Source organism: Paraburkholderia sp. RL17-380-BIE-A (assembly GCF_046028085.1).
Lineage (GTDB): Bacteria > Pseudomonadota > Gammaproteobacteria > Burkholderiales > Burkholderiaceae > Paraburkholderia.
Window position 1 is genome coordinate 188,332 of record NZ_JARESQ010000008.1, and the last position, 22,624, is coordinate 210,955.

Consider the following 22,624-nt stretch of genomic DNA (forward strand, 5'->3'; position numbering starts at 1 on the left):
AACGCGCGGAGTCAAGGTCGTTTTGGCTAGATCAATCCACGCGTTTGCAACTCGTGTGACAGAGCGTCGACACCGACAAACCTGTGACCCTGCAGTCCCGCATCGATCGCGCCGTTCACGTTGGCGTCCGTGTCATCGACGAACAGCGTTTCGGCCGGTGGTACGCCAAGCTGATCGACGCAACGCAAATAGGTCTGCGGTGCGGGTTTCGCGGCACCGTACAACGCCGATGAATAGACATGCGAGCCGAACAGCCGCGCCACCGGGGGATTGAGATACCCAATGTTATCGGTCAACAACCGGCAATTGTTCGTCAGCACCGCGATGCGGCTGCGTTCGGCGACTTTCGCGGCCAGCGCGAGCGCGTCCTCGTTCGGCGTAATCGACGCGTGACGGGCAGCAAGCCAGTCGTCGCGGCTGATCGGGTGATTCAACAGAATGCCTAACTCGCGCAAATACTCGTCATCGCCGATCTCGCCTGCATCCGCACGCGCTTCGAGGCCCGAACCCCAGATCGCGTGACGCACGGCTTGCGGCGTACACCCCACGCACGCCGCCAGATGTTCAGCCCGCACGTCACGGTCGTAATAGGACAGAACACCTTCCATGTCGAACAGAACCAGCGTGATGGATGCGGTCATGCTATCGGCCTCACGTCGAAACGTTTCAGGAACGGAGAGACCACACGGCGCAATGACGCCGAACGGTCGCCTCTTTCCATTGTGCCTCGACAAAACCGCCAATGCCTGCAACGAACCCTCGCCGGGACAGGCCAAAAAAAACTTTTCCGCCACAGGAATAAAGCTGCAACACCGCGCGTTCAATAAGCGCAATGACCATCGGTCAGAACAGAGAGGTGTGGCCATGAAATCTGTGCTTAAGGCATTGGGCGTCGCCGTGAGCGGCGTGGCGTTGGTGAGTCTCGTCGCGGCATGCGGCGGTTCCAACTCGGTCAGTATGCAGTCGTATACATCGACGGCGCTCGTATCGGACGGCGCAGTCGCGGCAGCGCATACCGACCCTAACCTGAAAAACGCGTGGGGCGTTGCGTTTAATCCGAAGGGTTTCGTCTGGGTCGCGGACAACGCCACCTCGCGCGCGACGCTTTACGATGGCAACGGCACGCCACAGTCTCTAGTCGTCAGCATTCCGAACGGAACAAACGGGCCGGCGAATCCAACCGGCATCGTCTTCAATGGCACGACGGACTTCGTCGTGACGCAAGGCGGCAAGTCCGGCGTGGGCGCTTTCATCTTTGCTGGCGAAGGCGGCACGATTACGGCGTGGGCTCCGACGGTCGCCCCGACCGCTGCATTCGTCGTGTTCGACAGCGGCAGCAGCGGCGCGGTCTACAAAGGTCTGGCGCTGGCCAGCAACGGCGGCGCCAACTTTCTCTACGCCACCGACTTTCACAACAACAGAATCGACGTATTCGACAGAAGCTTCACGAAGGTTGCAACGTCGGGCAAGTTTCAGGATGCGTCGATACCGGCAGGCTTTGCGCCGTTCGGTATTCAGGCAATCGGCGCGAAGCTCTTCGTGACCTACGCCAAGCAGGACGCAGAGGCGCACGACAACCTCGACGGCGCCGGCCTCGGTTTCGTCGATATCTTCGATACGGCAGGCAACCTGCTGCAGCGTTTCGCTTCGGCGGGCGCGCTGAATGCGCCGTGGGGAATCACGCAGGCGCCAGCCAATTTTGGACGGTTTAGCGGCGACGTGCTGGTTGGGAACTTCGGCGACGGCACGATCAACGCCTTCGATCCGGTCAGTGGTCAATCGCTTGGCGCGATCAATCTGCCTGACGGAAGCGCGTTCGTCCAGCACGGTCTGTGGGGCATCGCGTTCGGTAACGGGCTCAGCAATCAGCCGGTCAATACGCTGTTTTTCGCGGCCGGTCCGAATGACGAAGCGAACGGGGTTTATGGACGCATCGACGTGAAAATGTGACGAGCGGCGCGCGGGAGCGCTTGCCGCGGCGCATAGGTAAGCGACGCGGCTAGCTCTTCACGCTGCGCAATGCATACGCGGACAACGACGCGAGCCGCCCTACGCTCAGCATCCTCGCGATCCGCTTCAGGGCATGGCGCACGCGGCCACGCACATGCGCGACGCGCATGTGGCGCCAGAAACGGTCCGGCACGAAATCGTCGAAACGCCCTTCCTTTTCGAGCAACGCCTTGCCACCCGGCAAATGGACGAACGAGCAGCAGCGAAACCACCGCACGTCTCGATAGTTGTTGCCTGGCCAATGACGACCTACCGCCTGATATGCGCCGACCTCGATCAGCACCTGCCCTTCGTCGCCCAGCGCATTGAGCGCGGCCGAGATGAACGCTTCGTCGCCGTGATGCCTCAGACGCGCGCTTTCACTGAGGTAGCGTGCGTAACTGGCTCGCGCGCGCGGCACGAGCCGGCGCAGCGAAGCCGGCGTCGCAAGCATGAACTCGCCGCCATACCAGCGAGGATTTTTGAGCCGCCGGTCAGCGACGATTTCCAGATCCGCGACCACACGCTCGCTGCCGTAGGCCGGAAAGACCTGATCCGAAATGTCGAATACGCCGAGGCCGGCTTGCGCGCATCGCTCGATCAGGTCGGGCGCGAGCGGCAGCAGGGCCACCATGTCGGCGTCGAGCAATAGCATCATCGTGTCGGCGGGTAGAGTCGCCGCGACCTGATCCATCAGATCGAGTTTGAAATGCGCGGCGTAGAACGGCGTGTTCTTCGGCAGATCGATCGTCGCCGTAAGTGTCGCTACTGCCGGCCGGTTCGCCGCCGGCATACTTTCCAGACGGCGCGCGACGAGCACCGGCGCGTTGGTCATGATGGTCAGGGTCGGCATGCCCACGCGCCGTAAGCTGTTATTCAGGCAGATCGCCTGGCTTACGTACGAGAGCGGATCGCGATTCGTCGAGTTGGGCCCCGGCTCCGCATCGACATCCACATAAACGAGAGTGCAAGGAAAAAGATTCACGTTGTTCCTCACCATGCGCGAGCGACAGATCGCCTTCTGGCGCCCCGCCGTTGCTGTCCGAAGATGATCTACATGTTCTTGCCTTGAGGTGTAACAGCCCCGCAAGGTGTGCAGTATCGGAAACCGCGATTCGTGCCATCTCGGCGTCATATTCGAACCGGGTACGTTGATCTGCGGCGATGGAGTCGGATGAGCCGGGGCGCAGATATCACGTTTGAACTATCGTTTCACGTCCTTGCATTGCCTTTCCGCCAAAAAGCAGAGAGACGCGACGCGTGAGCCGCCGAGGTCCACATGGACCATGGGCTTCTCGCAATAATTGCAGATGCATGATTGAGCGTCCGCGAATAACTTACTTGTTAGCAACCCGCACACGCGTTTTTTCGGATTGCCGCCGCGGGCCGCTTGCGAGGCTAAAGTCCGATGATTGCCTGATTCCGGCGTGCCCGCCTCCGCTTCGCGTTTTATCGAAAAAGAAAACAGGCGCCTCAATAGCTCGGCAGCAATGTGTTGTCTAGACAAACACCGCTTTGCGGCGCCAGCGCAGTCGCAATCAACCTAGCGATGTTGCGGCTGCCGCAGCGGCCTGAAGAACTGGCGAATGTCGGCGGCAAGCAAATCGGGTTTCTCCATCGCTGCGAAGTGCCCGCCCGCCGGCATGTCGGTCCATTGCACGACATTGAAAGTTCTTTCGAGCCAACTGCGCGGTGGATGATTGATCTCCTTCGGAAAATGCGCAAAGCCGACCGGCGGCACAACACGTTGTCCTTCGGCGAAGCGCATCGGCTGCAGACGGTTTTCCCAGTACATCTGAATCGCCGTGCCGATACATTGGGTGTGCCAGTAGAGCGAGATGTTAGTGAGCAGTTCGTCCTTCGAAAAAATACTCTCGACGTCGCCTTCGCAATCGCTCCATGCGCGAAACTTCTCTGCGATCCATGCCGCCAGTCCCACAGGCGAATCATTGAGCGAGGCTGCCAGCGTCTGTGGTTTGGTGCTGTGCATGTGCGCATAGCCGCCTTCGAGCGCGGCCCATTCGTTCTTCTCCCGCAAGAATCTTTCCTCTGCCGCCGTGAGCGGCATCTGCGCCGCGCCGATGGCCGGCTCATACGAACTCGGCAGGAAGTTGAGATGAATGCCGTCCACGACCTGCGGATGCCGCGCGGCAAGCGCGATCGACACGCCGGCGCCCAGATCGCCGCCTTGCGCGCCGAAGCGCTCGTAACCGAGGCCGTGCATCAGCGACGCCCACACGTCCGCCACCTGGAACGCGGACATGCCAGGCTGAGCGGGCGCCTGCGAGAACGTGAAGCCGGGCAGCGAAGGCACGACGACATCGAAGGCGTCGGCGGAATCGCCACCGAACGCGGCCGGGTCGCACAAGCGGTCGAGCAACGCATGGAACTCCATGAATGATCCGGGCCAGCCATGCGTGATCACCAGCGGATAAGGCGCTGGACCCACGCCGCGCCGGTGCACGAAATGCACGCGCTGACCCTGTACATTGGCGAAAAACTGGGGCTGCCGATTCAAGCCGCGCTCGGCCGCGCGCCAATCGAAATGCCCGGCCCAATACGCGGCCAGTTCGCGCAGCCACGTCGCGTCGATGCCCTGCTGCCAGGCTGGCGACGGCGTTGCCGGCGCCCAGCGGGTCGCGCGAATACGCTGACGAAGATCATCGACGTCATGATCCGCAATGGCAATCTGAAACGGTTCTATCTGCATGGCAAGTCGTCCGGCGCAGCGGCAAGGTTAGCGTGCTCGCCTGACTCGACAACGAACTTCGCACACGCCGTTCAGTGACGACAGCGAGGAGGCTGAGTTAGCCTGCTGAGTCACGGCATTGAGTCATCGAGCGAGCACAGGGCAAACTGCATGGTACACAATGGCGCATTTTCTGTTTTGCGTCCTGGAGACTGCCATGCTTGGAGCGCTCGCTGTTCTGCTCACCTTCCAGTGCCTCGGCGAAGGTGTTTCGTATGTGTTCCACATACCGGTGCCCGGGCCCGTGATCGGCATGCTGCTGTTATTCGGCTTCCTCATGCTGCGCCCGCAATCCGCCGATGCGATCGAGCCGACCGCGCTCGAATTACTGCGCCATCTGTCCTTACTGTTCGTTCCGGCGGGCGTCGGCATCATGGTGTCGGCGAGCCGGATTCGTGGCGACGCCGTCGCGGTGATCGTCTCCATTGCAATCAGCACGTCTCTCGCCATTGCCGTGGCGGCGCTCGTCACGCGCGCGCTGATGCGCCGCCAGCGCCGCGATCCATCCGTTACGGAGGCCGTGTAATGACCGCCATTCCGAAGCTCGGCGCCATCTGGGTCTATCTCGCCGCGACTCCCTTGCTCGGGCTGACGATCACGCTGATCGCCTACCTCATCGCCCAGGCCATCTATGCGAAGGCGCGCTTCAATCCGCTTGCCAATCCCGTGCTGATCGCGGTGGCGCTGCTGGTCGCGCTGCTCGAAGTGACGCGCACGCCCTACGCGACCTACTTTGAAGGCGCGCAATTCGTCCACTTCCTGCTCGGTCCCGCGACGGTGGCGCTCGCGCTGCCACTCTACCGGCAGTGGCCGAAACTGCGCCGCTCCGCATTGCCGCTGATCGGCGGGCTCGTCGCCGGGTCATTGACGGCCATCGTTTCGGCGGTCGGCGTGGCTGCGCTGTTCGGCGCGTCGCATCAAACGATCGCGTCGCTTGCGCCGAAATCGGCGACCACGCCGATCGCGATGGCGGTCGCTTCCGAGATCGGCGGCATTCCCTCGTTGACGGCCGTGCTCGTCATTTCGACCGGCGTATTCGGCGCCGTGTTCGCGCGCGCCATTCTCAACGCCCTGCGTATCGCGGAACCCGAGGTGCGTGGTTTCGCGCTGGGTATCGCGTCGCATGGCATCGGCACGGCGCGCGCTTTTCAGGTGAGCGAGGAAATGGGCGCGTTCGCCGGCCTGGGCATGGGGCTCAACGGCGTGTTCACCGCGTTCGTGGTGCCGGTGTTGATGCCGCTCGCGGCGCGGTGGGTGATTGGGTGAGTCGCTGAGCGACTGAATGCTGACTGGCCGGTTAAATGATGCTGAAACCGCCGACTGGCTGCAAGGCTCGCCGGCCGCCTCCTGGCATGCACCTGCCGTTGGCTGGATAATGACGGCTTCCCTCACCGACTGAACGGAGTTTGCTGCGATGTCTGCCTATGAATCCAAAGTGCCGCGCGTGCTGTTGACGAACGACGACGGTATCGACGCGCCCGGCCTCGCCGTACTCGAAGCGGTCGCTGCCGAGCTTGCGCACGAAGTCTGGGTGGTCGCACCGGAGCACGATCAGAGCGGCACGTCGCATTCGATTAGCCTGCATTCGCCGCTACGGGTGAGCCGCCAGGGCGAGCGACGTTTCGGCGTGGCGGGCACGCCCGGCGATTGCGTCGTGATGGGCGTACGCCACCTGATGCGCGACGCGCCGCCCACGCTGATTCTTTCCGGCATCAATCGCGGCGGCAATCTCGGCGTGGAAACGATGTTCTCGGGCACTGTCGGCGCCGCCATGACGGGGCTGCTGCTGGGGTTGCCGTCGTTCGCACTGAGCCAGACCTTCAGCAACCGCGACAACGTGCGCTGGGACACGGCTCGCGCGCTCGCGCCCGGCGTGATCCGCCAGTTGCTCGCCATTGAGCATGCCGCGCCCACCTGCCTGAACATCAACTTCCCCGATGTCGACGCGGCCCACGCCGGCCCACTCACGCCGACCCGCCAGGGCGTCGGGCTCGTCGAAGATATCGACGTGTTGCCGCAAGTCGATCCACGCGGCATGGCCTATCACTGGTTGCGCTTTCAACGGGGCGCACGCGCGAACGATCCCGACAGCGAAACGGCCGTGGTGGCGTCAGGACGCGTGTCGGTCACGCCGCTCGCCTTCGACCGCACCGACGAGCCCATCTTCGCGCGGCTCGCGGCTTCGTTGAGTTAGCCCTTCAATATATGGCCGATAGTCAGCGGTTCAGCGCATGGCCAATCGTCCGTCTCCCTGGCCTTACGGACGTGGCGCGCCGGTGATGCTCGGCGCGCCACCTGGACCCGCGGGATCGGGATTGCCGAACGCGGGAAGGCTGCCGTTCTCACGGGCACGCTCGATCTCCGCGCGCACCTGTGCACGCGTTTTCGGGCCGCCGTCCGTTTTCAGCACCGCGTTGCCCGCAGACGTGGACTGGACCACCGGCGTTGACAGCACCGTGGTTTGCGCCGTCAGTTCGGCTTGCGGGCGCGCTGGTGCTGTGGGTACCTCCAGCGGCGCTTGCGGCGCGGGTTGGATAGATAGTGCCGGCGCGGCAACGGGCGCGCTGATCAAGCTCGGCGGCGCATTCAGCGCTGCAGCTGGAGTCGACGGTTGGCCGACCGCAGGCGGTCCACCGGTGACCACCGCCCTCGCGTTCGGCGCGCTACGGCTGTCGAGGCCTGCCACCAGTTTGTCCAGCGCCGCCTGACTCCTGACATGATTCGACGCGTAATGGGTTGCTTCGCGGGAGGCAACTCGGATATCGCGCGACCGGCCGTGTCTTATCGATGACGACGACGTTCGTGCCGCCTTCGAAGCAGGTTGCAGCGTCTTCTCGACACGGTCTACCGTCGTTGCGTGCTGCGCATTATCGGCACGCGCCTGCACTTCTCTTTGCAGTGCGCGCACCTGAGCATCGTCCTGATGTGCGGAACGAGCCGCGTCCAGTTGCGCCTGCGCGCCGGCAAGATCGTTGCGTTGCAGACTGTCGCGCGCCGCCTGCAGGCTCGTGGCGGTGGTGCCGGTCGTGCCCGTCGCGCTCGTTGCATCGCTGCGAGCAGCAGCCGGTCCGGATATCACCGCACCACTGGTGGTGTCGCCGCGCGTTTGATGAACTGGCGCTTCATTGCGCGCCGTGTCGAATTCGTCCGTCGACAGCCACGGTTTGGCCGCATGCGAGACATATGCCGCGATTGCAACAGCGCTGACGACGAGTCCTGTAAGAACGATCTTCCTGGGTTCGCTATGCATGGGATGCCCCCTTCCAGTCGTGGAGCGTGCGCGGTTGCGAGTTTTGCAAATGCGCCCGAAATCATCAGAGGGTAGCGGCGATCGTGCACGCAGTGCCGCCGCGACGACCGCAAATTCGCGGCCGCAAGGTCCGGCCGAATAAGGCACCTACGAAAGCGCGCGCGAACTGGATGCGTCCATTTTCTATTTATATGCTTCGGACGTCGAATTGTCCGATGGCGCCTATTCTGTTGGCCTAAAAGGACTGGTTGCGCTGCTTTCTTAGGATGATTACTGGAACTGCGAAACGATACAGAATCGTAGCGTTTGCGGCGGGCTAGTGTGAGACCTGCTATATGCGCGACTCCTCTCTCTCCCTGCGTGCCGCGTGTCGCGCCGGCAATCGAACTGCCGACAATCAGCGCGATGCCGAACATCGACCTGGCGCCGATCGTCTCGCCCTACTCCATATAGCCAAACAGGGCCGCCCGTCCGGTGCCCGCGTGGTTGTACGGCGAGCGTGCCGACTGCGCCGCCAGCGTCGATGAAAAACGGATCATGACTGCGTCCTCGTCAAGGATCGACCACGAACACGACAGCGACCCGATCCGCATACCCGCCCTTCCTGACTTCGCTTAGCGCGATCTTCGCCGCCGAACAATCCGGGGGAAGTACTGATACAGGTCTGCGGAATTAATAATATTATTCATATCGATTTCCGCATCCGTAGGCGACAACGAGGCCAACAACGCCTCTGCTATTGACTCTATCAAAACTCAATAATAATTATGACCATCAATTAAGCGGGGACATCAGGAGATACAGGTGCGCAATTACCTTGTGCTTGCGGCGCTCGCCATGCTGGGCGCTTGCGGTGGCAATGACGGTTCGCCGAACGCGACGGCCTCGGCGAACAAGCAGGCAACGGCGATCGATGCCACAGCGGCCACAGCGGCCTCAGCCGCGTCGGGCGCTTCGGCGGCCTCGGCCGCGGCGCTGGCCGACACGGCCAACGTCGAAAGCGAATTCAGGGCCGCGAAGGCCATTCCGGTCGGCATGAAGACAACGACCCCGCCGCTCGTGATCGCCGACCCCACGCTCAACCTTCCGCCCTACACGCCGCCGGCGCCGCCCGCGCCGGTTTCGACCACCACGCTCTCGTTCGGCGACTTCACGAACTACCTCGCACCGGGATCGACGCAAGGCTGGGGCCCCGGCGCCAACAACTCCACCACCACCATCCCCGCGCCGCCCACCAACGGCACTGGCGCGGGCGACAAAACAGTGGCGCTCGCCAGCACCTATGCCACCGCGTCTTACGAAGCGGACGTGACGGTCAGCGCGCCGGTCGGCAGCGGCGCCGCGAACGCGGGCTTTATCGTGCGCACCACGAATCCGACAGCCGGCGGTCCCGACAGCCTGACCGGCTACTACATCGGCCTCGACACGGGCACACATTCGTTGGTGGTTGGCCGTCAGAACAACAACTGGACCAACTTCATCGCGTATCCGCTCAGTACGATCGTGGGCGGCAGCACGCACCATCTGAAGGTCACGACGAGCGGCACGGCCATCACCGTCGACCTCGACCAGCAGCGCGTGATCAGCGTGAACGACGCCACCAACGCCCTGCCCGCCGTGTTCCAGTCGGGCAGCTTCGGGCTGCGACGTTTCGGCGTCGGCGCGACGTTCAGCAACATGACGATCCGCACGTACCCGACCGTGAAGTCGCCGAGCTACGACTTCTCCAAGGTGGTCGGCGCGGTCTACACGCCGTCCAATGCGGTGAACGCAATCGACTTCTGGCAGAACTACGATCCGGAGATCGTCAACCGCGAATTGACGTATGCGCAGACCTACGGCATGAACACGATTGCGGTCTACCTGCACTATCTCGTGTGGGCGAACGATCGTGTGGCGTTCCTGAGCAAGTTCGAGAACCTGCTGAAAATCGCCGCGCGTCATGGCATCAAGGTCTCGCCGATCTTCTACGACGACTGCTGGAACCCCACGCCGCAATACGGCCCGCAACCGGCGCCGGTCTGGGGCGTGCACAACAGCCAATGGGTTCAGTCGCCCGGCACGCCGGTGGAACAGGCGTATTTCCAGCCGACGGCGGCCAACTCCGCCATCACGTACAAGGCGAGTCTGGCGAGCTACATCACCGACTTCGTCGCGCCGCATCGCAATGACCCACGCATCATCTTCTGGGAAACGATGAACGAGCCGGGTTGCAGCGGCAATGGTGCATTGCAGGAAACGCGCGCGGTGCTGATGAACGACGCGCGCATCGCCATCCTGAACGCAGGCGCTACTCAGCCGATCAACGCACCGCAGGTCCAGGAGGACGAAGGCACGTACTTCTCCGACTTCTATGCGTTCCATCCGTACGGCAACCCGTACACGGGTCCGGTGAACGGCAGCAATGTCAGCGCCTTGAATTCCGAAACGCTGCAACGGGGCTTTGCTGGCACCACCGGTCAAACCATGCCCGGCATCGTCTCGAACTACGGCGGCAGCACGGGCTTTATCGTGTGGGAGTTGATGATCGGCCGCACCAACACGCGCTTCCACTGGGGCCAGGTGCCGGGCGCGCCCGCCACGGTCGAACCGGCCACACCCTTCCAGGGGACGATCTATCCGGACGGCCATCCGTGGCAGACCTCGGAGACTCAGGCGTTGACAGGTGGTTTCAACGTGAAGCTGCCGGTGCTGCAGGTCGGCTACTACAACGACCCGACCTTCGCGAGCGCGCCCGTCAAAACCTCGATCACGCCATTGATCGACTTCGACCTGAACACCGAGCGCGGCACCGATTCGCCTGACGCTTCCGCGGGCATCAACGCCACGAACTACGGGGTGCGTTGGTCCGGGGCAATCCAGGCGGCGCAGGACGGGCTCTACACGTTCTCGATCGACAGCGACAACGTGGCGCGCCTGTGGATCAACGGCGTGAAGATCATCGACAAGAAGACTGCGACGCAATCAACCGTGAGCGGCAAGACCTGGCTCGCCGCGAAGCAGCGCGCGTCGATCAAGGTCGAATACGTGCACGGCACGGGAGCGGCGAGCATGCATCTGCTGTGGTCGAATCCGGCGGCGAGCAATCCTGGCGCACTGCGGATCGTGCCGTCCGATCCGCTCGTGACGTCGAACTGAAAGAGGTCCTGAGTCAGCCGGCCGGCAGCGGATGAAACACCGCCGGTCGGCCGGTGCAGCGCAGCGGCGTGTCCGGTTGGCGCGCTGAAGACAGGAAAACGGGTGCAGTCCGCCATGTTTTAGCCGGGCGGCCGCGGCAGATCAAAATACTGTATAAAAACACAGTATAATGACTTGCCCTGACCGCCCGTCTCCTCCTGATCGTGCGGCGGTTGCCCGCCAATCCCGGAACCATGGTGTCCCAGCAAGCCCTGTTCGCGCCCGAGCCTGTCTCCCTCGTTCATGACGAGGAAGGCGGAATTCGCTATTTGCCCGAGTCGATTCCCGCCGCCACGGCGCAGCAGTGGTTCCAGGAGGCACTGAAGAACATCGGCTGGCTCAGCCAGCAGCGCATGATGTACGACCGCGAGGTCGCCGTACCCCGCCTGCTTGCCACCTTCGCGCGCGAAGCCGGTGATCTGCCCGCGCCGCTGGGCGAAGCCTTCGAGGCCGTTCGCGCGCTCTTGGGTGCGCCGTTCAATCGCGTCGGACTCAACCTCTATCGCGACGGCAGCGACAGCGTCGCGCTTCATAGCGACAAGACAGACAAGCTCGTGGCCGCCCAGCCGATCGCCATCGTCTCGCTAGGCGCGAGCCGCCGCATGACGATCCGCCCGAAGGCAGGTTCCGGCCGGATCGTACATATCGAACTGGAGCCCGGCAGTTGCCTCGTCATGAGCTATGCGTCGCAATTCACGCATGAGCATGGCATTCCCAAGCTCGCGGACGTGACCGGCCCGCGCATCAGCCTCGCATTTCGCTGCTTCGCCGGCTAACCGGCGAGGGGCGAGCGCAGGGCGAGCGCGGCTCATCCACTCAGCGTTGCGCCTCCTGCTCGATTGTCGGGTAGTCGATATACCCTTCGGCGCCGCCGCCATACAGCGTGCCTTGATCGGGCTCGTTCAACGGTGCGCCGCTCTTGAGACGGGCCACCAGGTCGGGATTGGAGATGAACGGCCGCCCGAAGGCGATCAGGTCCGCCCGCTTCGCCTTGAGCGTTCGTTGCGCGAGCTCCATGTCGTAGCCGTTGTTGGCCATGAAGAGGCCGTCGAACGCCTCGCGCAGAACCTGCAGATCGAAGCCGCCGGGCACTTCGCGCGAGCCGCCTGTGTCGCCCTCGATCACGTGCAGATACACCAGCTTGCGCGCATTGAGCTGCTGCACGACATGTTTGAAAAGCGGCTCGGGATTGCTGTCGGCAATATCGCCGAAACTGCTGAGGGGTGAAATCCGCACGCCCACCTGCTCGCCGCCCCACACGCCCGTCACCGCATCGGCCACTTCGAGCAGGAAACGCGCTCGATTTGCGATTGAGCCGCCGTATTGGTCGGTACGCCGGTTGGTCTTGTCGCGCAGGAACTGGTCGAGCAGGTAGCCGTTTGCCGCGTGAATCTCCACGCCGTCGAAACCGGCGGCCTTCGCGTTTTGCGCAGCGACCCGATATTGCTCGACGATGCCCGCTATTTCCGACGTTTCGAGCGCACGAGGGGTGACGAGCGGCACGAAGCCTTCGTCGGTATAAGCCTGGCCTTCCGGCTTGATCGCCGAGGGCGCTACCGGCAACGCGTTGCCCGGCTGCAAGGACGGATGGGAAATGCGGCCCACGTGCCACAGTTGCAGGAAGATATGCCCGCCTTTCTCATGCACCGCGTCGGTAATGCGCTTCCATGCCTGCACCTGGGCGTCGGTATAGATGCCGGGCGTGAACACATAGCCTTTGCCTTGCGGCGAAATCTGCGTCGCCTCCGCAATGATCAGCCCCGCCGACGCGCGTTGCGCGTAGTACTCGATGGCGAGTTCGCTCGGCACATCGCCCTCTTTTGCGCGGCTGCGCGTGAGCGGCGCCATCACGATGCGATTGGGCAATTGCAGCGGTCCCAGCTTGACGGGTTCGAACAGGTAACTATCGATACGCGCGGAATCAGTGGACATGGCACTCCCTGGAAGTAGAGGCAAAACATGGCAAGGCCGCCCGGCAGTCCTGCCGGGCTTTCGTGTCGGGCTTCCTGAATTTGGCGCCGGAATTGGCTTGCCAGACGAAAGCTAATCAACAGGCACAAGGAGCAGAGGCAGCAAGATGCGGACCGCGGCGCGTCAGACCAGCGCGATCTTGCCTGTTGCCAGATCGTAAATGCCGCCGACCACCTTGACCTTCCCGCTCTTCACATACGGCCCGATGAGCGGTTTGGACACAGTCAGCCGGTTGGTGTTCAACCTCACGTTCTCGATCGTGGCTTGCGCAACGAGATCGGCGCCATGCTCCGCCTGCGCGATCCGCACGGCCGGCCTGATTGCGCGGACCAGTTCCGGAAGGTGGCCGGGCAGCCGGGCGCCCTCCTGAAGCACCTTGACCGCGGCGCCCACCGCGCCACACTGCGTGTGTCCAAGCACCATGATGAGCGGCACGCCGAGGAATTCGACGCCGTACTCGAGGCTCGCGAGAATATCGTCGTTGACGAAGTTGCCCGCTACGCGCACCACAAACAGATCTCCCGGGCCCTGATCGAAAGCCAACTCCGGCGCGACACGCGAGTCCGCGCATCCGACGATAGCGGCAATCGGATATTGCGCCGAGACGCGTGCCGCGCGGCCAGCGGAATAGTCCTTGTTGGAAGAGGTATTCGCGGCGTAGCGGGCGTTGCCCTGCATGAGCCGGTCGAGCGCTTGCGCAGGTGGAATCGAATTCGGTGCGTTGCCGACGGCCGGCTGCGCCGCCCTCGCATCGCGTCGCGACAAGCCTGCCAACGTGATCGACGACGCACCGGCCAGCAGCAAGTTCCGCCGCGCAGGAGAAGACAGATGACGCTCGCACATGGCTCGCCTCCTATGTCACGCGCAATGCAGCGGCACCATCCGAATGGGTCTGAATCGTGAAAGCCTGGTGGCGCACGGGCAACGTCTCATCGTGCGCCTCACAGGTTCAAACTTCAAGTTACACGGCGTAGATGTCCGGGTTGTCCACCAGCGGCAAGAACTCGCCGGTGCGCCCGTCGAGCGCGAGCATCACACCGCTTTTGATGTCGAAGATCCAGCCGTGCAGATTCAGCTTCTTGTTCGCGAGTCCGACGGCCACCGAAGGATGCGTACGAATGTTCGCGAGCTGTGCGATCACGTTGTCTTTGACCAACGCCTCCAGGCACTCCGCATCCGAATGATAGGTGCGCGATGCGTTGATGGCTTTGGCCGCATCCGCGTGACGCAGCCAGCTTGCCACGGCCGGCAGATGGTCCAGATTCGTGCAGGTGGAGATCGCCGTCATCGCGCCGCAATTGGAGTGGCCGCAAATCACGATATCGCGAACGCCCAGCACGGCCACTGCATACTCGACGGTGGCCGAAACGCCGCCCGGCTCCGGACCATAAGACGGCACGATGTTGCCCGCATTGCGGATCACGAAAAGCGATCCGGGCTCTGTCTGCGTGAGCAGTTCCGGTACGACGCGGCTGTCCGAGCACGTCACGAAAAGCACGCTGGGACTTTGCGCCGCCGACAAACGTTTGAACAAGGCGCTCTGCTGCGGAAAGACTTCGCGTTGAAAGCGGATCAAACCCTCGATGATTTCCTGCACGGTGTTCTCCAAGATCGAAGAATAAGCCTGCAGTGCCCTCGACGAGCGGCGAGATCACTGCAGGCGGCCTATTCGCGCGACTATACCGCAGCCGGGTACTGGTCGACCACCCATGCACGAGCGGCAACGATGTGCCGCCGCCATCCTGCCTTCATCCGCCTCGCCAAATAAAAAAGCCCCAGCTGTCTCCAGCCGGGGCAAACTCTCTCGCTCGCACACCGGGAACCGTGCGTGCATGACTACTTTACCGGCGCTGCCGAAGCGGATATATACGCCACGCTGGAAGAGTCCTTTCCAACCCTACCCGAGGCGCGCAGCGTTGCGCTCATGCGTCGATCGGCGGGCGGACTCGTGCGCATCGTCACACACCCGTACAACGCATCAGCGCAACGCAGCCCGTGATATCGAACCTCGTTGCGCCTCACCGCACGACTGGAGCGAGCCGGTCGCATCAACGGCTGTACATGGCGTTCCAGTCGGTTGCGGATACCGCCGGACGGCCGCTTTGCGACGCACCCGCCACGCTGCCACCGTAACCGCTGTTGCCACCACTTCGCGCGGCGACGCGGGCTTCCGCGGCCTGAATCGCGTCGGGGTAATGGGCTTCGTCGCCGTCGCCGACGTGATAGCCGACCTGTTCGAGCTGAACCAGTTCGGCGCGCACCTGTGCGCGTGTGAGGCCGGAATTCGATTGGGCAAAAACCGCGGCCGAAGCGGCCAGCGAGGCAACGATAACGACGGCCTTGATCAGGGACTTCATGATGAAACTACCTCCGATAATTGATGATGAGCGGCGCTTCGAATCACTCTCCGCGCAAGCGCTGAACTCAATATAGGAGCCGTATCCTCGTAGAATAACGGCCGTCCACCGAAGGGATTGTTGTTGAATCTGGAGAAATCGCCGGCCGCGCGGCGCGCGATATCGAGCGATATCACGCGGTACGCGGCCGGACGATCGTCACGCTCAGAAGCGTGCGCGCAGGCCCACGGTGCCCACGACCTGGTTGCCCGTCGAAGACGCGCCGCCGGCCGTATTGATGAACGCGGTGTAGCCCGTGCCGCTGACGTGCTGGTACATCGCTTCGGCGTAGACGTCGGTGCGCGTCGACAGCGCATAGACGGCCTGCAGGTTCACCTGATTCCATTTCGGATCGGAGCCGTAGGTCGACGTGCCGCCCACGTGCGCGTCCGTGTAGGTGTAAGCCGCACCGAGCGTCACCGCCGGGGTGACGGCGTACTTGCCGTTCACTTCGTAGTTGTCGAAGCGCATCGAGCCGTGCGTCGCGCCGAACGACGCCGTGTTCTGGAACTGGCTATGCGTGTAGACAAAGCCGGCCGTCACCGGGCCGAAGCCGTAGCTCAACGCGGCGCCGGCCGTACGCTGCACATCGGCGCCGAGCCGGAAGCCGCCCGTGCCGTTGGCCGTGGACTCGCCGAGATCGACCGCGCCACCCGTGTTGGTGGTCGAGTTCGAACCATTGATCTGCAAGTAGCCCGCGGCAGCCTTGAACGGGCCGTTGGCATAACTCACGCCCGCGCTGTAGGCACGATTGATCGCGAAATCGGTGTTGTTCGAAAACGCGTACAGGCCGCCGAACTTCAGGCCGGCATAGTTGGCGCTCATGTACTTCACGGCATTGCTCATCCGTACCGAGTGGTTCAGATTGTCGTTGTCGAACGGGTGAGCGAAACCGGTATCGCCGAAGGTGCCCGCCGTGCCCGAAAGCGGCGCGACGAAGTCGACCAGCGAGTCGTACTGCCGGCCGAGCGTGACCGCGCCGTACTCCTTGTTGCTCAGGCCGACATACGCCTGACGCCCAAACATGCGGCCGTTCTGGCCGAGCTTGCCGTTCTGCACGTTGTAGCCGTTTTCGAGCACGAAGATCGCCTGCAGGCCGCCGCCGAGATCCTCGGCACCGCGCAAGCCAAAGCGGCTGCCGTTGATATTGCCGCTCGTCGCCTGCACCAGCGCACCTTGCGAGCCGCCCTTCTTCACGTTATTGGTGTACATCACGCCTGCGTCGATGAGGCCATACAGCGTGACCGAACTTTGCGCGTGCGCGGCGGTGGCGGCGAGGCCCACGAATGCCGCGACTGCGGCGGAAATCTTTTTCACGTCAATGCTCCTGCGTAGCTGGAATGTCATGTTGAACAGCGACGCGAGTATAGAAACGCGAACGGCCAAAACGAACGTTCACGCTCTGGAGCAGACCTTTACGAAATCTCTAAGAATCCGTCATCTAAATGCAGCAATCGAGACGCGCCGCGCCCGGACGGGTGTTTGAACGCTCAAGACGCGCGCAGGTTGGAGTTGCGCGCAATGAAAGGGTTGCAAGGTAACAACAGCCGTGCGCGGCTGGCTGAACCATGGCATGGATGATCAGAGACCAGACGGTTACCGCCAATCTGGCTGGCGAGCCCGGCCTGTGCACCGGACTCGCCGTCAATCAGACACCTGGCCGGCAAGGCCTCAGTTGAAGTCGCCGGTTTCGAGTTCCACGGACTGTCCGCCGTTTTTCTCCAGCACGCGCCGTGTAGCGTTTTCAATCCGCGCGCGATTCGCCTCGAAGGTATTGACGAGGTTGTGGGCCGACGGACCGTCGTTGCCGAAATGGTCGTTCAGCGCATCCAGCGACACGCTGCACCAGACGTCTGCCCCGTCGACATTGGCTTCGAAGGCGACGCGCGCCGCTGCCACCACTTCGCGGCGTCCGGTGAATTCGATCCTCATAATGACCCTCCATGTGTCGAAAGAAACCATCAATCGCGCAAACGCTGTGCCAAGGCGGCGTGGTTTTACCGGGCCGCCAGGCTCAAGCGCATATTCCCGCCAGGGTGCATACTCGACACCTGCCGTCCTCGTGCGGCCGTGCTGAAGCGTCGCGGCGTGTGCCAACCTGTGTGGCCGATTCATGGCCACGCTGCCCGACGTGACTAACATCCTAATACTAACTTCCGGCCCATGTCCCGCAACCCTCAATCGTCGCGTGCACTCGTCATTGCCGCCGTCATGGCGTCCATGGCGATGGTCGCCATCGAAGCCACCATCGTTTCCACCGCCATGCCGCAGATCGTCGCGCAACTCGGCGATCTGCATCTGTATAGCTGGGTCTTCTCGTCGTTCCTGCTCACGCAGACCGCGATGACCGTGGTGTTCGGCAAACTCGCCGATCTGTACGGCCGCAAGCCGGTCGTACTGGCCGGTATCGCGATCTTTCTGATCGGTTCGGTGCTGGCCGGCTTCGCATGGTCGATGCCGGCCATGATCGCGTTCCGCCTGATTCAGGGCGTCGGCGCCGGGGCGATCCAGCCGGTCACGCTGACCATCGTCGCCGACCTCTATCCCGCGCGCGAACGCGGCAAGGTGCAGGGCTACCTCGCGAGCGTCTGGGCCATTTCGGCGGTGGTGGGTCCGATGGTGGGCGGTTTCATCATTCACAACATGTCGTGGGCATGGATCTTCTGGATGAACGTGCCGATCGGCCTCGCCTCCGCGGCGGGCTTCATCGCGTTCCTGCGCGAATCGGAACGGCATGCGCGCCCGTCGATCGACTTCGGTGGCGCGGCGCTGTTCATGGCGGCGATCGCCGCGCTCATGATGGCGCTGACCTACGCCGGCGACGACATGGTGCCGCGCGCCGCGCTGGCAGGCGGCGTCTTCGTGCTGTGCGTGCTGCTGTTCGTGTGGCAGGAACGCCGCGCGGCCGAGCCGATGATTTCCTTCGCGCTGTGGAGCCGCCGGCCGATTGCCGCCTGCAACGGCGCAACCTTGCTGTCCGGCATGATCCTGATGGGCGCCACCACGTTTCTGCCGATGTACGTGCAGGGCGTGCTGCATCGCTCGCCGGTGATCGCCGGCCTCGCGCTGACGATGATGATGGTGGGCTGGCCCGCCGGCGCCACGTTCGCGGCGAAGTCGTTTCAGCGCCTCGGCTTGCGGCGCATTCTGATCGGCGGCAGCGCGTCCATTCCGCTCGGGGCGGTATTGCTGCTGTTTCTGTCGCCCGGCGGCTCGCCGCTCGTCGCCGCGTTCGCCTCGCTCATCATGGGCTTCGGCATGGGCACCTCGAGCGTCAGTTCGCTGGTGCTGATTCAGGAGATCGTCAGAATGGAAGAACGCGGCAGCGCCACCGCGTCGAATCTGTTCTCGCGCAATCTCGGCAGTACGTTAGGCGCGACGCTGTTCGGCGCGGTGCTCAACTTCGGATTGAGCCACGCGAAAGGAGTCGCCGTGGTCACGTCGGATCAGTTGAAAGCGCTGCTGCAAAATCAGGCCGCCAGTCTCGGCAACAGCGAGATGATCCGCATGGTGCTGCATCAGTCGCTGCACCTGACCTTTCTCTCGATCTTCGTGATCGGGATCTTCGTGGTCGTGCTGCTCGCATTCGTGCCCGCCATCAGCATCGGGACGGAAAAGAAGGTGCCGCTCGAGGCGTTCTCGCCGCTGGAGGACTGACATGCGCTTCCGTTTGGATCGGGTTCATGACGCTCCGCTGGACACGGCGGCACCTATCAGCCCGCCTGCCCCTCCACCGTCAGCAACTCGATACCATCGAGTTGCGCCGCGCAGGTATCGCGCACGATCGTGACGAAATCATCGAAATAAGGCCGGTTCGCGAAGCCTTTCGCGGCCACCGCGTACAACTCGCTCCACAGCCCCTGCGCGCCGACCCGTTTGGCCAGCACATAATCGTGGTCGACGTAGTTCTTCACGCCCCAGTTCGGCAGCGCCGCGATGCCGCGGCGGCTCGCCACCAGTTGCATGACGGCGATAGTCAGTTCCGCCGTGCGCCGTTCGAGTTTGATGCCGGCCGGCTCCAGCACTTCACGGATCAGGTCGATGCGCGCCTCGGGCACCGGATAGGTAATCAGCGTTTCGTCGCGCAGGTCGTCCGCCACCACGCGACGCTTGTTGCGTAGCCGGTGCTCGTTGGCCATCACCACCAGAATCTCGAAGCGGAACAGCGGCGCGATATGCAGGCTGCGCCGCGTGGCCGGTTTCGAGCCGATCACCACGTCGGCTTTGCCGTCGCTCAGCAGACGCAGCGGGTCCGCATGAAAACCGGCGACGAGATCCACTTCGACTTCCGGCCAACGCCGGCGGAATTCGTCCATCACCGGCATCAGCCAGTCGAAGCAGGTGTGGCATTCCAGCACGATGCGCAACTCGCCGCGCGTGTCGCCCTTCAGGCGCACGAGATCGCGTTCCGCCGCGCTCACCGCCGCGATGGTCTCGCGGCCAAGCGCCAGCAGCCGCTCGCCGGCGGCGGTAAAACGCAGACCCTGCTTGGTGCGCTCGAACAGCGACACCTCGTAATGCGCCTCGATATCGCGAATCTGATGAGACAGCGCGGACTGGCTCAGATGGACACGCTCGGCGGCCGCCACCAGCTTGCCCGAATCGGCAATGGCGATCAGCGAACGCAAGTGGCGAAGCTCAAGCATGAGACGGCTCCGCGTAGAACGAATCAGTGTGGATATGAATTTGGCTCATACATTGGTGAAAACATGTCGCTTGATGAATCATAGCGCGACTTTCACACTGGACGCCAATTCATACAACGCACAAAAGGATTTCACATGGCCCGCACGCACATTCCCGGCTTTCCTCGCATTGGCGCACAGCGCGAACTGAAATTCGCGCAGGAATCGTTCTGGCGCGGCGAATCCGACGACCAGCATCTGCGCGGCGTCGCGCGCGAATTGCGCGCCCGTCATTGGCAATTGCAGCGGGATGCCGGACTCGATTTCGTCACCGTCGGCGATTTTGCGTACTACGACCAGATGCTCACCATGAGCGCGTTGCTCGGCGCATTGCCGCAGCGCTTCGGCTTCGAGCCGAAGGCGCTGTCGCTCGCCCAGTACTACGAGCTAGCGCGTGGCAACGCCGCGCAACCGGCAATGGAAATGACCAAATGGTTCGATACGAACTACCACTACCTCGTGCCCGAACTCGGGCCGCAGACGCGCTTCGACGGCGGCGTCGAATGGCTGTTCGAGGAGATCGACGAAGCGCTCGCGCACAATCTGCCGGTCAAGCCGGTGCTGATCGGGCCGATCACTTACCTGTGGCTGTCCAAGAGCCATGTTGCCGGCTTCGACCGTTTGTCGTTGCTGCCGAAGCTCGTGATCCGCTACAGCCGCCTGCTGGACAAGCTCAAGCAGCGCGGTATCGAGTGGGTGCAGATCGACGAGCCGGCGCTGTGCGTCGATCTGCCCGCACAATGGCTCGAAGCGTTTTCCGCCGCGTATGACGTGCTCGGCGCGTCGGGCGTGAAGCTGCTGCTCGCCACGTACTTCGAAAGCGCTGCGGAACACGCGCCGCGGGTGGCCGCGCTGCCTATTGGCGGCGTGCATCTGGACCTGGTCCGCGCCCCGCAACAGCTCGACGCGTGGCGTGCGGCATTGCCAGCGCATGCGGTGCTGTCGGCAGGCGTAATCGACAGCCGCAATATCTGGCGCGCGGATCTCGGCGAGATCGTCGAATCGCTGCAGAGCCTGCATGCCGAATTCGGTGAACGCTTGTGGATCGCGCCGTCGTGCTCGTTGCTGCATGTGCCGGTTGCGCTCGACGCGGAGAAGAAACTCGACGCCGATCTGAAATCGTGGCTCGCCTTCGCCACCGAAAAACTGGCTGAAGTCGCCACGCTCGCCCTTGCCTTACGCGATCCCGCCGCGGCCGAAGCAATGCTTGCCGCCGCTGACCGCGCGCTCGAAGCACGCCGCCACTCCAGCGCGGTGGTCAACGCACTCGTGCAAAAACGCGTGGCCGCGGTGAGCAGCGCGATGGCGCAACGGCAAAGCCCGTTCGCCGAACGCAACCGCGTGCAGCGCGAAGCGCTCGGCCTGCCGCTCCTGCCGACCACCACGATCGGCTCGTTCCCGCAAACGCCGACGATCCGCCAGGCCCGTGCCGCCTACAAACGCGGCGAACTGCGCGCGCTCGACTATCTGCAACGCATGCGCGCCGAGATCGAGATCGCCGTGCGCAAACAGGAAGAACTGGGCCTCGACGTGCTGGTGCACGGCGAAGCCGAGCGCAACGACATGGTCGAATATTTCGGCGAACAGTTGTGGGGCTATGCGTTCACGGAAAACGGCTGGGTGCAGAGCTACGGCTCTCGCTGCGTAAAGCCGCCGATCATCTACGGCGACGTCTACCGTCCCGAACCGATGACGGTCGAGACCACGCGCTACGCGCAATCACTCACGCAGCGCCTGATGAAAGGCATGCTGACCGGCCCTGTGACGATGCTGCAATGGTCGTTCGTGCGCGACGACCAGCCACGCTCGACCACCGCGCTGCAACTCGCGCTCGCGATCCGCGACGAGGTCGTGGATCTGGAAAAGGCCGGCATTCGCATCATCCAGATCGACGAACCGGCTTTTCGCGAAGGCTTGCCGCTGCGCCGCGCCGATTGGGCCGCGTATCTGGACTGGGCCACGCGTGTGTTCCGCATTTCGGCCGCGGGCGTCGCCGATCAGACGCAGATTCATACGCACATGTGCTATTCGGAGTTCAACGACATTCTGCCCTCGATCGCCGCAATGGACGCCGACGTGATCACCATCGAGACCTCGCGCTCGGCGATGGAACTGCTCGACGGCTTCGGCGCCTTCGCGTATCCGAACGAAATCGGCCCGGGTGTCTACGACATCCACTCGCCGCGCGTGCCGGGTGCGGACGCGATGCAACGTCTGCTGGAACGTGCATGCGAAGTGATTCCGGCCGAGCGCCTGTGGGTCAATCCCGATTGCGGGTTGAAGACGCGCGGCTGGCCGGAAACGGAAGCCGCGCTCGCGAATATGGTGCGGGCCGCCAGGGCGTTGCGCGCGAAGCTCGCGGCGACGAAGCAGCCGGAAGAATGGCCTGCGTGATGTGATCGGTCGT

20 protein-coding genes are annotated in these 22,624 nt (G+C 63.2%); 9 read left to right on the forward strand and 11 right to left on the reverse strand.

What is annotated here, in order from left to right; all coding sequences use genetic code 11:
- Window positions 1-26 precede the first annotated feature (26 nt).
- The gene (locus P0D68_RS15925; protein ID WP_408297663.1) at window positions 27-641 is read right to left on the reverse strand and encodes an HAD family hydrolase; all 615 of its coding nucleotides are present in this window, start codon (window positions 639-641) and stop codon (window positions 27-29) included.
- 223 nt (window positions 642-864) lie between these two features.
- On the opposite strand from P0D68_RS15925, the gene P0D68_RS15930 reads away from it, so the two are divergent.
- Entirely contained in the window at window positions 865-1,950 is a 1,086-nt protein-coding gene (locus P0D68_RS15930) for a TIGR03118 family protein (RefSeq protein WP_408297661.1), read from the forward strand.
- A gap of 49 nt (window positions 1,951-1,999) precedes the next feature.
- Here the strand turns inward: P0D68_RS15930 and P0D68_RS15935 are convergent, their stop codons facing one another.
- On the reverse strand, window positions 2,000-2,974 hold the full coding sequence (locus P0D68_RS15935) for a hypothetical protein (protein WP_408187934.1): 975 nt from the start codon (window positions 2,972-2,974) through the stop codon (window positions 2,000-2,002).
- Between the two features lie 558 nt (window positions 2,975-3,532).
- Window positions 3,533-4,699 (reverse strand): epoxide hydrolase family protein, encoded by a 1,167-nt coding sequence (locus tag P0D68_RS15940; protein WP_408297659.1) that lies wholly within the window; start codon window positions 4,697-4,699, stop codon window positions 3,533-3,535.
- Window positions 4,700-4,895: 196 nt separating this feature from the next.
- Between P0D68_RS15940 and P0D68_RS15945 the strand changes: the two genes are divergently transcribed.
- The 3 genes from P0D68_RS15945 to surE all read left to right on the forward strand — a co-directional run bounded on the left by P0D68_RS15945 (window position 4,896) and on the right by surE (window position 6,932).
- Complete coding sequence (locus P0D68_RS15945; RefSeq protein ID WP_091809278.1) at window positions 4,896-5,264, forward strand: CidA/LrgA family protein; 369 nt, start codon at window positions 4,896-4,898, stop codon at window positions 5,262-5,264.
- The gene (locus P0D68_RS15950) at window positions 5,264-6,004 is read left to right on the forward strand and encodes an LrgB family protein (RefSeq protein ID WP_091808206.1); all 741 of its coding nucleotides are present in this window, start codon (window positions 5,264-5,266) and stop codon (window positions 6,002-6,004) included. The genes P0D68_RS15945 and P0D68_RS15950 overlap by 1 nt, the downstream gene beginning before the upstream one ends.
- A 148-nt stretch (window positions 6,005-6,152) precedes the next feature.
- The gene (gene surE / locus P0D68_RS15955; RefSeq protein WP_408297657.1) at window positions 6,153-6,932 is read left to right on the forward strand and encodes a 5'/3'-nucleotidase SurE; all 780 of its coding nucleotides are present in this window, start codon (window positions 6,153-6,155) and stop codon (window positions 6,930-6,932) included.
- Window positions 6,933-6,995: 63 nt separating this feature from the next.
- Here the strand turns inward: surE and P0D68_RS15960 are convergent, their stop codons facing one another.
- Window positions 6,996-7,988 (reverse strand): DUF4148 domain-containing protein, encoded by a 993-nt coding sequence (locus P0D68_RS15960; protein WP_408297655.1) that lies wholly within the window; start codon window positions 7,986-7,988, stop codon window positions 6,996-6,998.
- An 804-nt stretch (window positions 7,989-8,792) separates the two neighbouring features.
- On the opposite strand from P0D68_RS15960, the gene P0D68_RS15965 reads away from it, so the two are divergent.
- The gene (locus P0D68_RS15965) at window positions 8,793-11,126 is read left to right on the forward strand and encodes a PA14 domain-containing protein (RefSeq protein WP_408297653.1); all 2,334 of its coding nucleotides are present in this window, start codon (window positions 8,793-8,795) and stop codon (window positions 11,124-11,126) included.
- 233 nt (window positions 11,127-11,359) lie between these two features.
- Window positions 11,360-11,941, forward strand: coding sequence for an alpha-ketoglutarate-dependent dioxygenase AlkB family protein (locus P0D68_RS15970; RefSeq protein WP_408297651.1), 582 nt, complete (start codon window positions 11,360-11,362; stop codon window positions 11,939-11,941).
- A 40-nt stretch (window positions 11,942-11,981) separates the two neighbouring features.
- On the opposite strand, the gene P0D68_RS15975 is transcribed toward P0D68_RS15970, so the two are convergent.
- The 3 genes from P0D68_RS15975 to P0D68_RS15985 form a co-directional block, all read right to left on the reverse strand.
- Window positions 11,982-13,097 (reverse strand): alkene reductase, encoded by a 1,116-nt coding sequence (locus P0D68_RS15975; protein WP_408297649.1) that lies wholly within the window; start codon window positions 13,095-13,097, stop codon window positions 11,982-11,984.
- Window positions 13,098-13,259: 162 nt separating this feature from the next.
- Complete coding sequence (locus tag P0D68_RS15980; protein WP_408297647.1) at window positions 13,260-13,979, reverse strand: carbonic anhydrase; 720 nt, start codon at window positions 13,977-13,979, stop codon at window positions 13,260-13,262.
- Window positions 13,980-14,097: 118 nt separating this feature from the next.
- Window positions 14,098-14,733, reverse strand: a complete 636-nt coding sequence (locus P0D68_RS15985; protein WP_091808191.1) for a carbonic anhydrase — start codon at window positions 14,731-14,733, stop codon at window positions 14,098-14,100.
- A gap of 231 nt (window positions 14,734-14,964) precedes the next feature.
- Here P0D68_RS15985 and P0D68_RS15990 point away from each other — a divergent pair, with 231 nt between their 5' ends.
- The gene (locus P0D68_RS15990) at window positions 14,965-15,135 is read left to right on the forward strand and encodes a hypothetical protein (protein WP_408297645.1); all 171 of its coding nucleotides are present in this window, start codon (window positions 14,965-14,967) and stop codon (window positions 15,133-15,135) included.
- Between the two features lie 49 nt (window positions 15,136-15,184).
- Here P0D68_RS15990 and P0D68_RS15995 read toward each other — a convergent pair whose 3' ends face one another.
- The 3 genes from P0D68_RS15995 to P0D68_RS16005 form a co-directional block, all read right to left on the reverse strand.
- The gene (locus tag P0D68_RS15995; protein ID WP_408187422.1) at window positions 15,185-15,493 is read right to left on the reverse strand and encodes a DUF4148 domain-containing protein; all 309 of its coding nucleotides are present in this window, start codon (window positions 15,491-15,493) and stop codon (window positions 15,185-15,187) included.
- A 204-nt stretch (window positions 15,494-15,697) separates the two neighbouring features.
- Window positions 15,698-16,849, reverse strand: coding sequence for a porin (locus P0D68_RS16000; protein ID WP_091808187.1), 1,152 nt, complete (start codon window positions 16,847-16,849; stop codon window positions 15,698-15,700).
- A 354-nt stretch (window positions 16,850-17,203) separates the two neighbouring features.
- Window positions 17,204-17,464, reverse strand: a complete 261-nt coding sequence (locus tag P0D68_RS16005) for a DUF1488 family protein (protein ID WP_091808185.1) — start codon at window positions 17,462-17,464, stop codon at window positions 17,204-17,206.
- A gap of 231 nt (window positions 17,465-17,695) precedes the next feature.
- Between P0D68_RS16005 and P0D68_RS16010 the strand changes: the two genes are divergently transcribed.
- Window positions 17,696-19,189 (forward strand): MDR family MFS transporter, encoded by a 1,494-nt coding sequence (locus P0D68_RS16010; RefSeq protein ID WP_091808183.1) that lies wholly within the window; start codon window positions 17,696-17,698, stop codon window positions 19,187-19,189.
- A 56-nt stretch (window positions 19,190-19,245) separates the two neighbouring features.
- Here P0D68_RS16010 and P0D68_RS16015 read toward each other — a convergent pair whose 3' ends face one another.
- The gene (locus P0D68_RS16015; RefSeq protein ID WP_408297642.1) at window positions 19,246-20,178 is read right to left on the reverse strand and encodes a LysR family transcriptional regulator; all 933 of its coding nucleotides are present in this window, start codon (window positions 20,176-20,178) and stop codon (window positions 19,246-19,248) included.
- A 135-nt stretch (window positions 20,179-20,313) separates the two neighbouring features.
- Between P0D68_RS16015 and metE the strand changes: the two genes are divergently transcribed.
- Complete coding sequence (gene metE, locus P0D68_RS16020; protein ID WP_408297640.1) at window positions 20,314-22,611, forward strand: 5-methyltetrahydropteroyltriglutamate--homocysteine S-methyltransferase; 2,298 nt, start codon at window positions 20,314-20,316, stop codon at window positions 22,609-22,611.
- The last annotated feature ends 13 nt before the right edge of the window (window positions 22,612-22,624 follow it).

What these genes read in the sequence shown, in the direction of transcription:
- P0D68_RS15950 (WP_091808206.1), top strand. Translation starts at nt 5,264, where the DNA reads ATGACCGCCATTCCGAAGCTCGGCGCCATCTGGGTCTATCTCGCCGCG.
- P0D68_RS15970 (WP_408297651.1), top strand. Translation starts at nt 11,360, where the DNA reads ATGGTGTCCCAGCAAGCCCTGTTCGCGCCCGAGCCTGTCTCCCTCGTT.
- P0D68_RS15940 (WP_408297659.1), bottom strand. Translation starts at nt 4,699, where the DNA reads ATGCAGATAGAACCGTTTCAGATTGCCATTGCGGATCATGACGTCGAT.
- P0D68_RS15975 (WP_408297649.1), bottom strand. Translation starts at nt 13,097, where the DNA reads ATGTCCACTGATTCCGCGCGTATCGATAGTTACCTGTTCGAACCCGTC.
- P0D68_RS15980 (WP_408297647.1), bottom strand. Translation starts at nt 13,979, where the DNA reads ATGTGCGAGCGTCATCTGTCTTCTCCTGCGCGGCGGAACTTGCTGCTG.
- P0D68_RS16015 (WP_408297642.1), bottom strand. Translation starts at nt 20,178, where the DNA reads ATGCTTGAGCTTCGCCACTTGCGTTCGCTGATCGCCATTGCCGATTCG.
- P0D68_RS15930 (WP_408297661.1), top strand. Translation starts at nt 865, where the DNA reads ATGAAATCTGTGCTTAAGGCATTGGGCGTCGCCGTGAGCGGCGTGGCG.
- P0D68_RS16010 (WP_091808183.1), top strand. Translation starts at nt 17,696, where the DNA reads ATGTCCCGCAACCCTCAATCGTCGCGTGCACTCGTCATTGCCGCCGTC.
- P0D68_RS15925 (WP_408297663.1), bottom strand. Translation starts at nt 641, where the DNA reads ATGACCGCATCCATCACGCTGGTTCTGTTCGACATGGAAGGTGTTCTG.
- P0D68_RS15945 (WP_091809278.1), top strand. Translation starts at nt 4,896, where the DNA reads ATGCTTGGAGCGCTCGCTGTTCTGCTCACCTTCCAGTGCCTCGGCGAA.
- P0D68_RS16005 (WP_091808185.1), bottom strand. Translation starts at nt 17,464, where the DNA reads ATGAGGATCGAATTCACCGGACGCCGCGAAGTGGTGGCAGCGGCGCGC.
- P0D68_RS15960 (WP_408297655.1), bottom strand. Translation starts at nt 7,988, where the DNA reads ATGCATAGCGAACCCAGGAAGATCGTTCTTACAGGACTCGTCGTCAGC.
- metE (WP_408297640.1), top strand. Translation starts at nt 20,314, where the DNA reads ATGGCCCGCACGCACATTCCCGGCTTTCCTCGCATTGGCGCACAGCGC.
- P0D68_RS15995 (WP_408187422.1), bottom strand. Translation starts at nt 15,493, where the DNA reads ATGAAGTCCCTGATCAAGGCCGTCGTTATCGTTGCCTCGCTGGCCGCT.
- surE (WP_408297657.1), top strand. Translation starts at nt 6,153, where the DNA reads ATGTCTGCCTATGAATCCAAAGTGCCGCGCGTGCTGTTGACGAACGAC.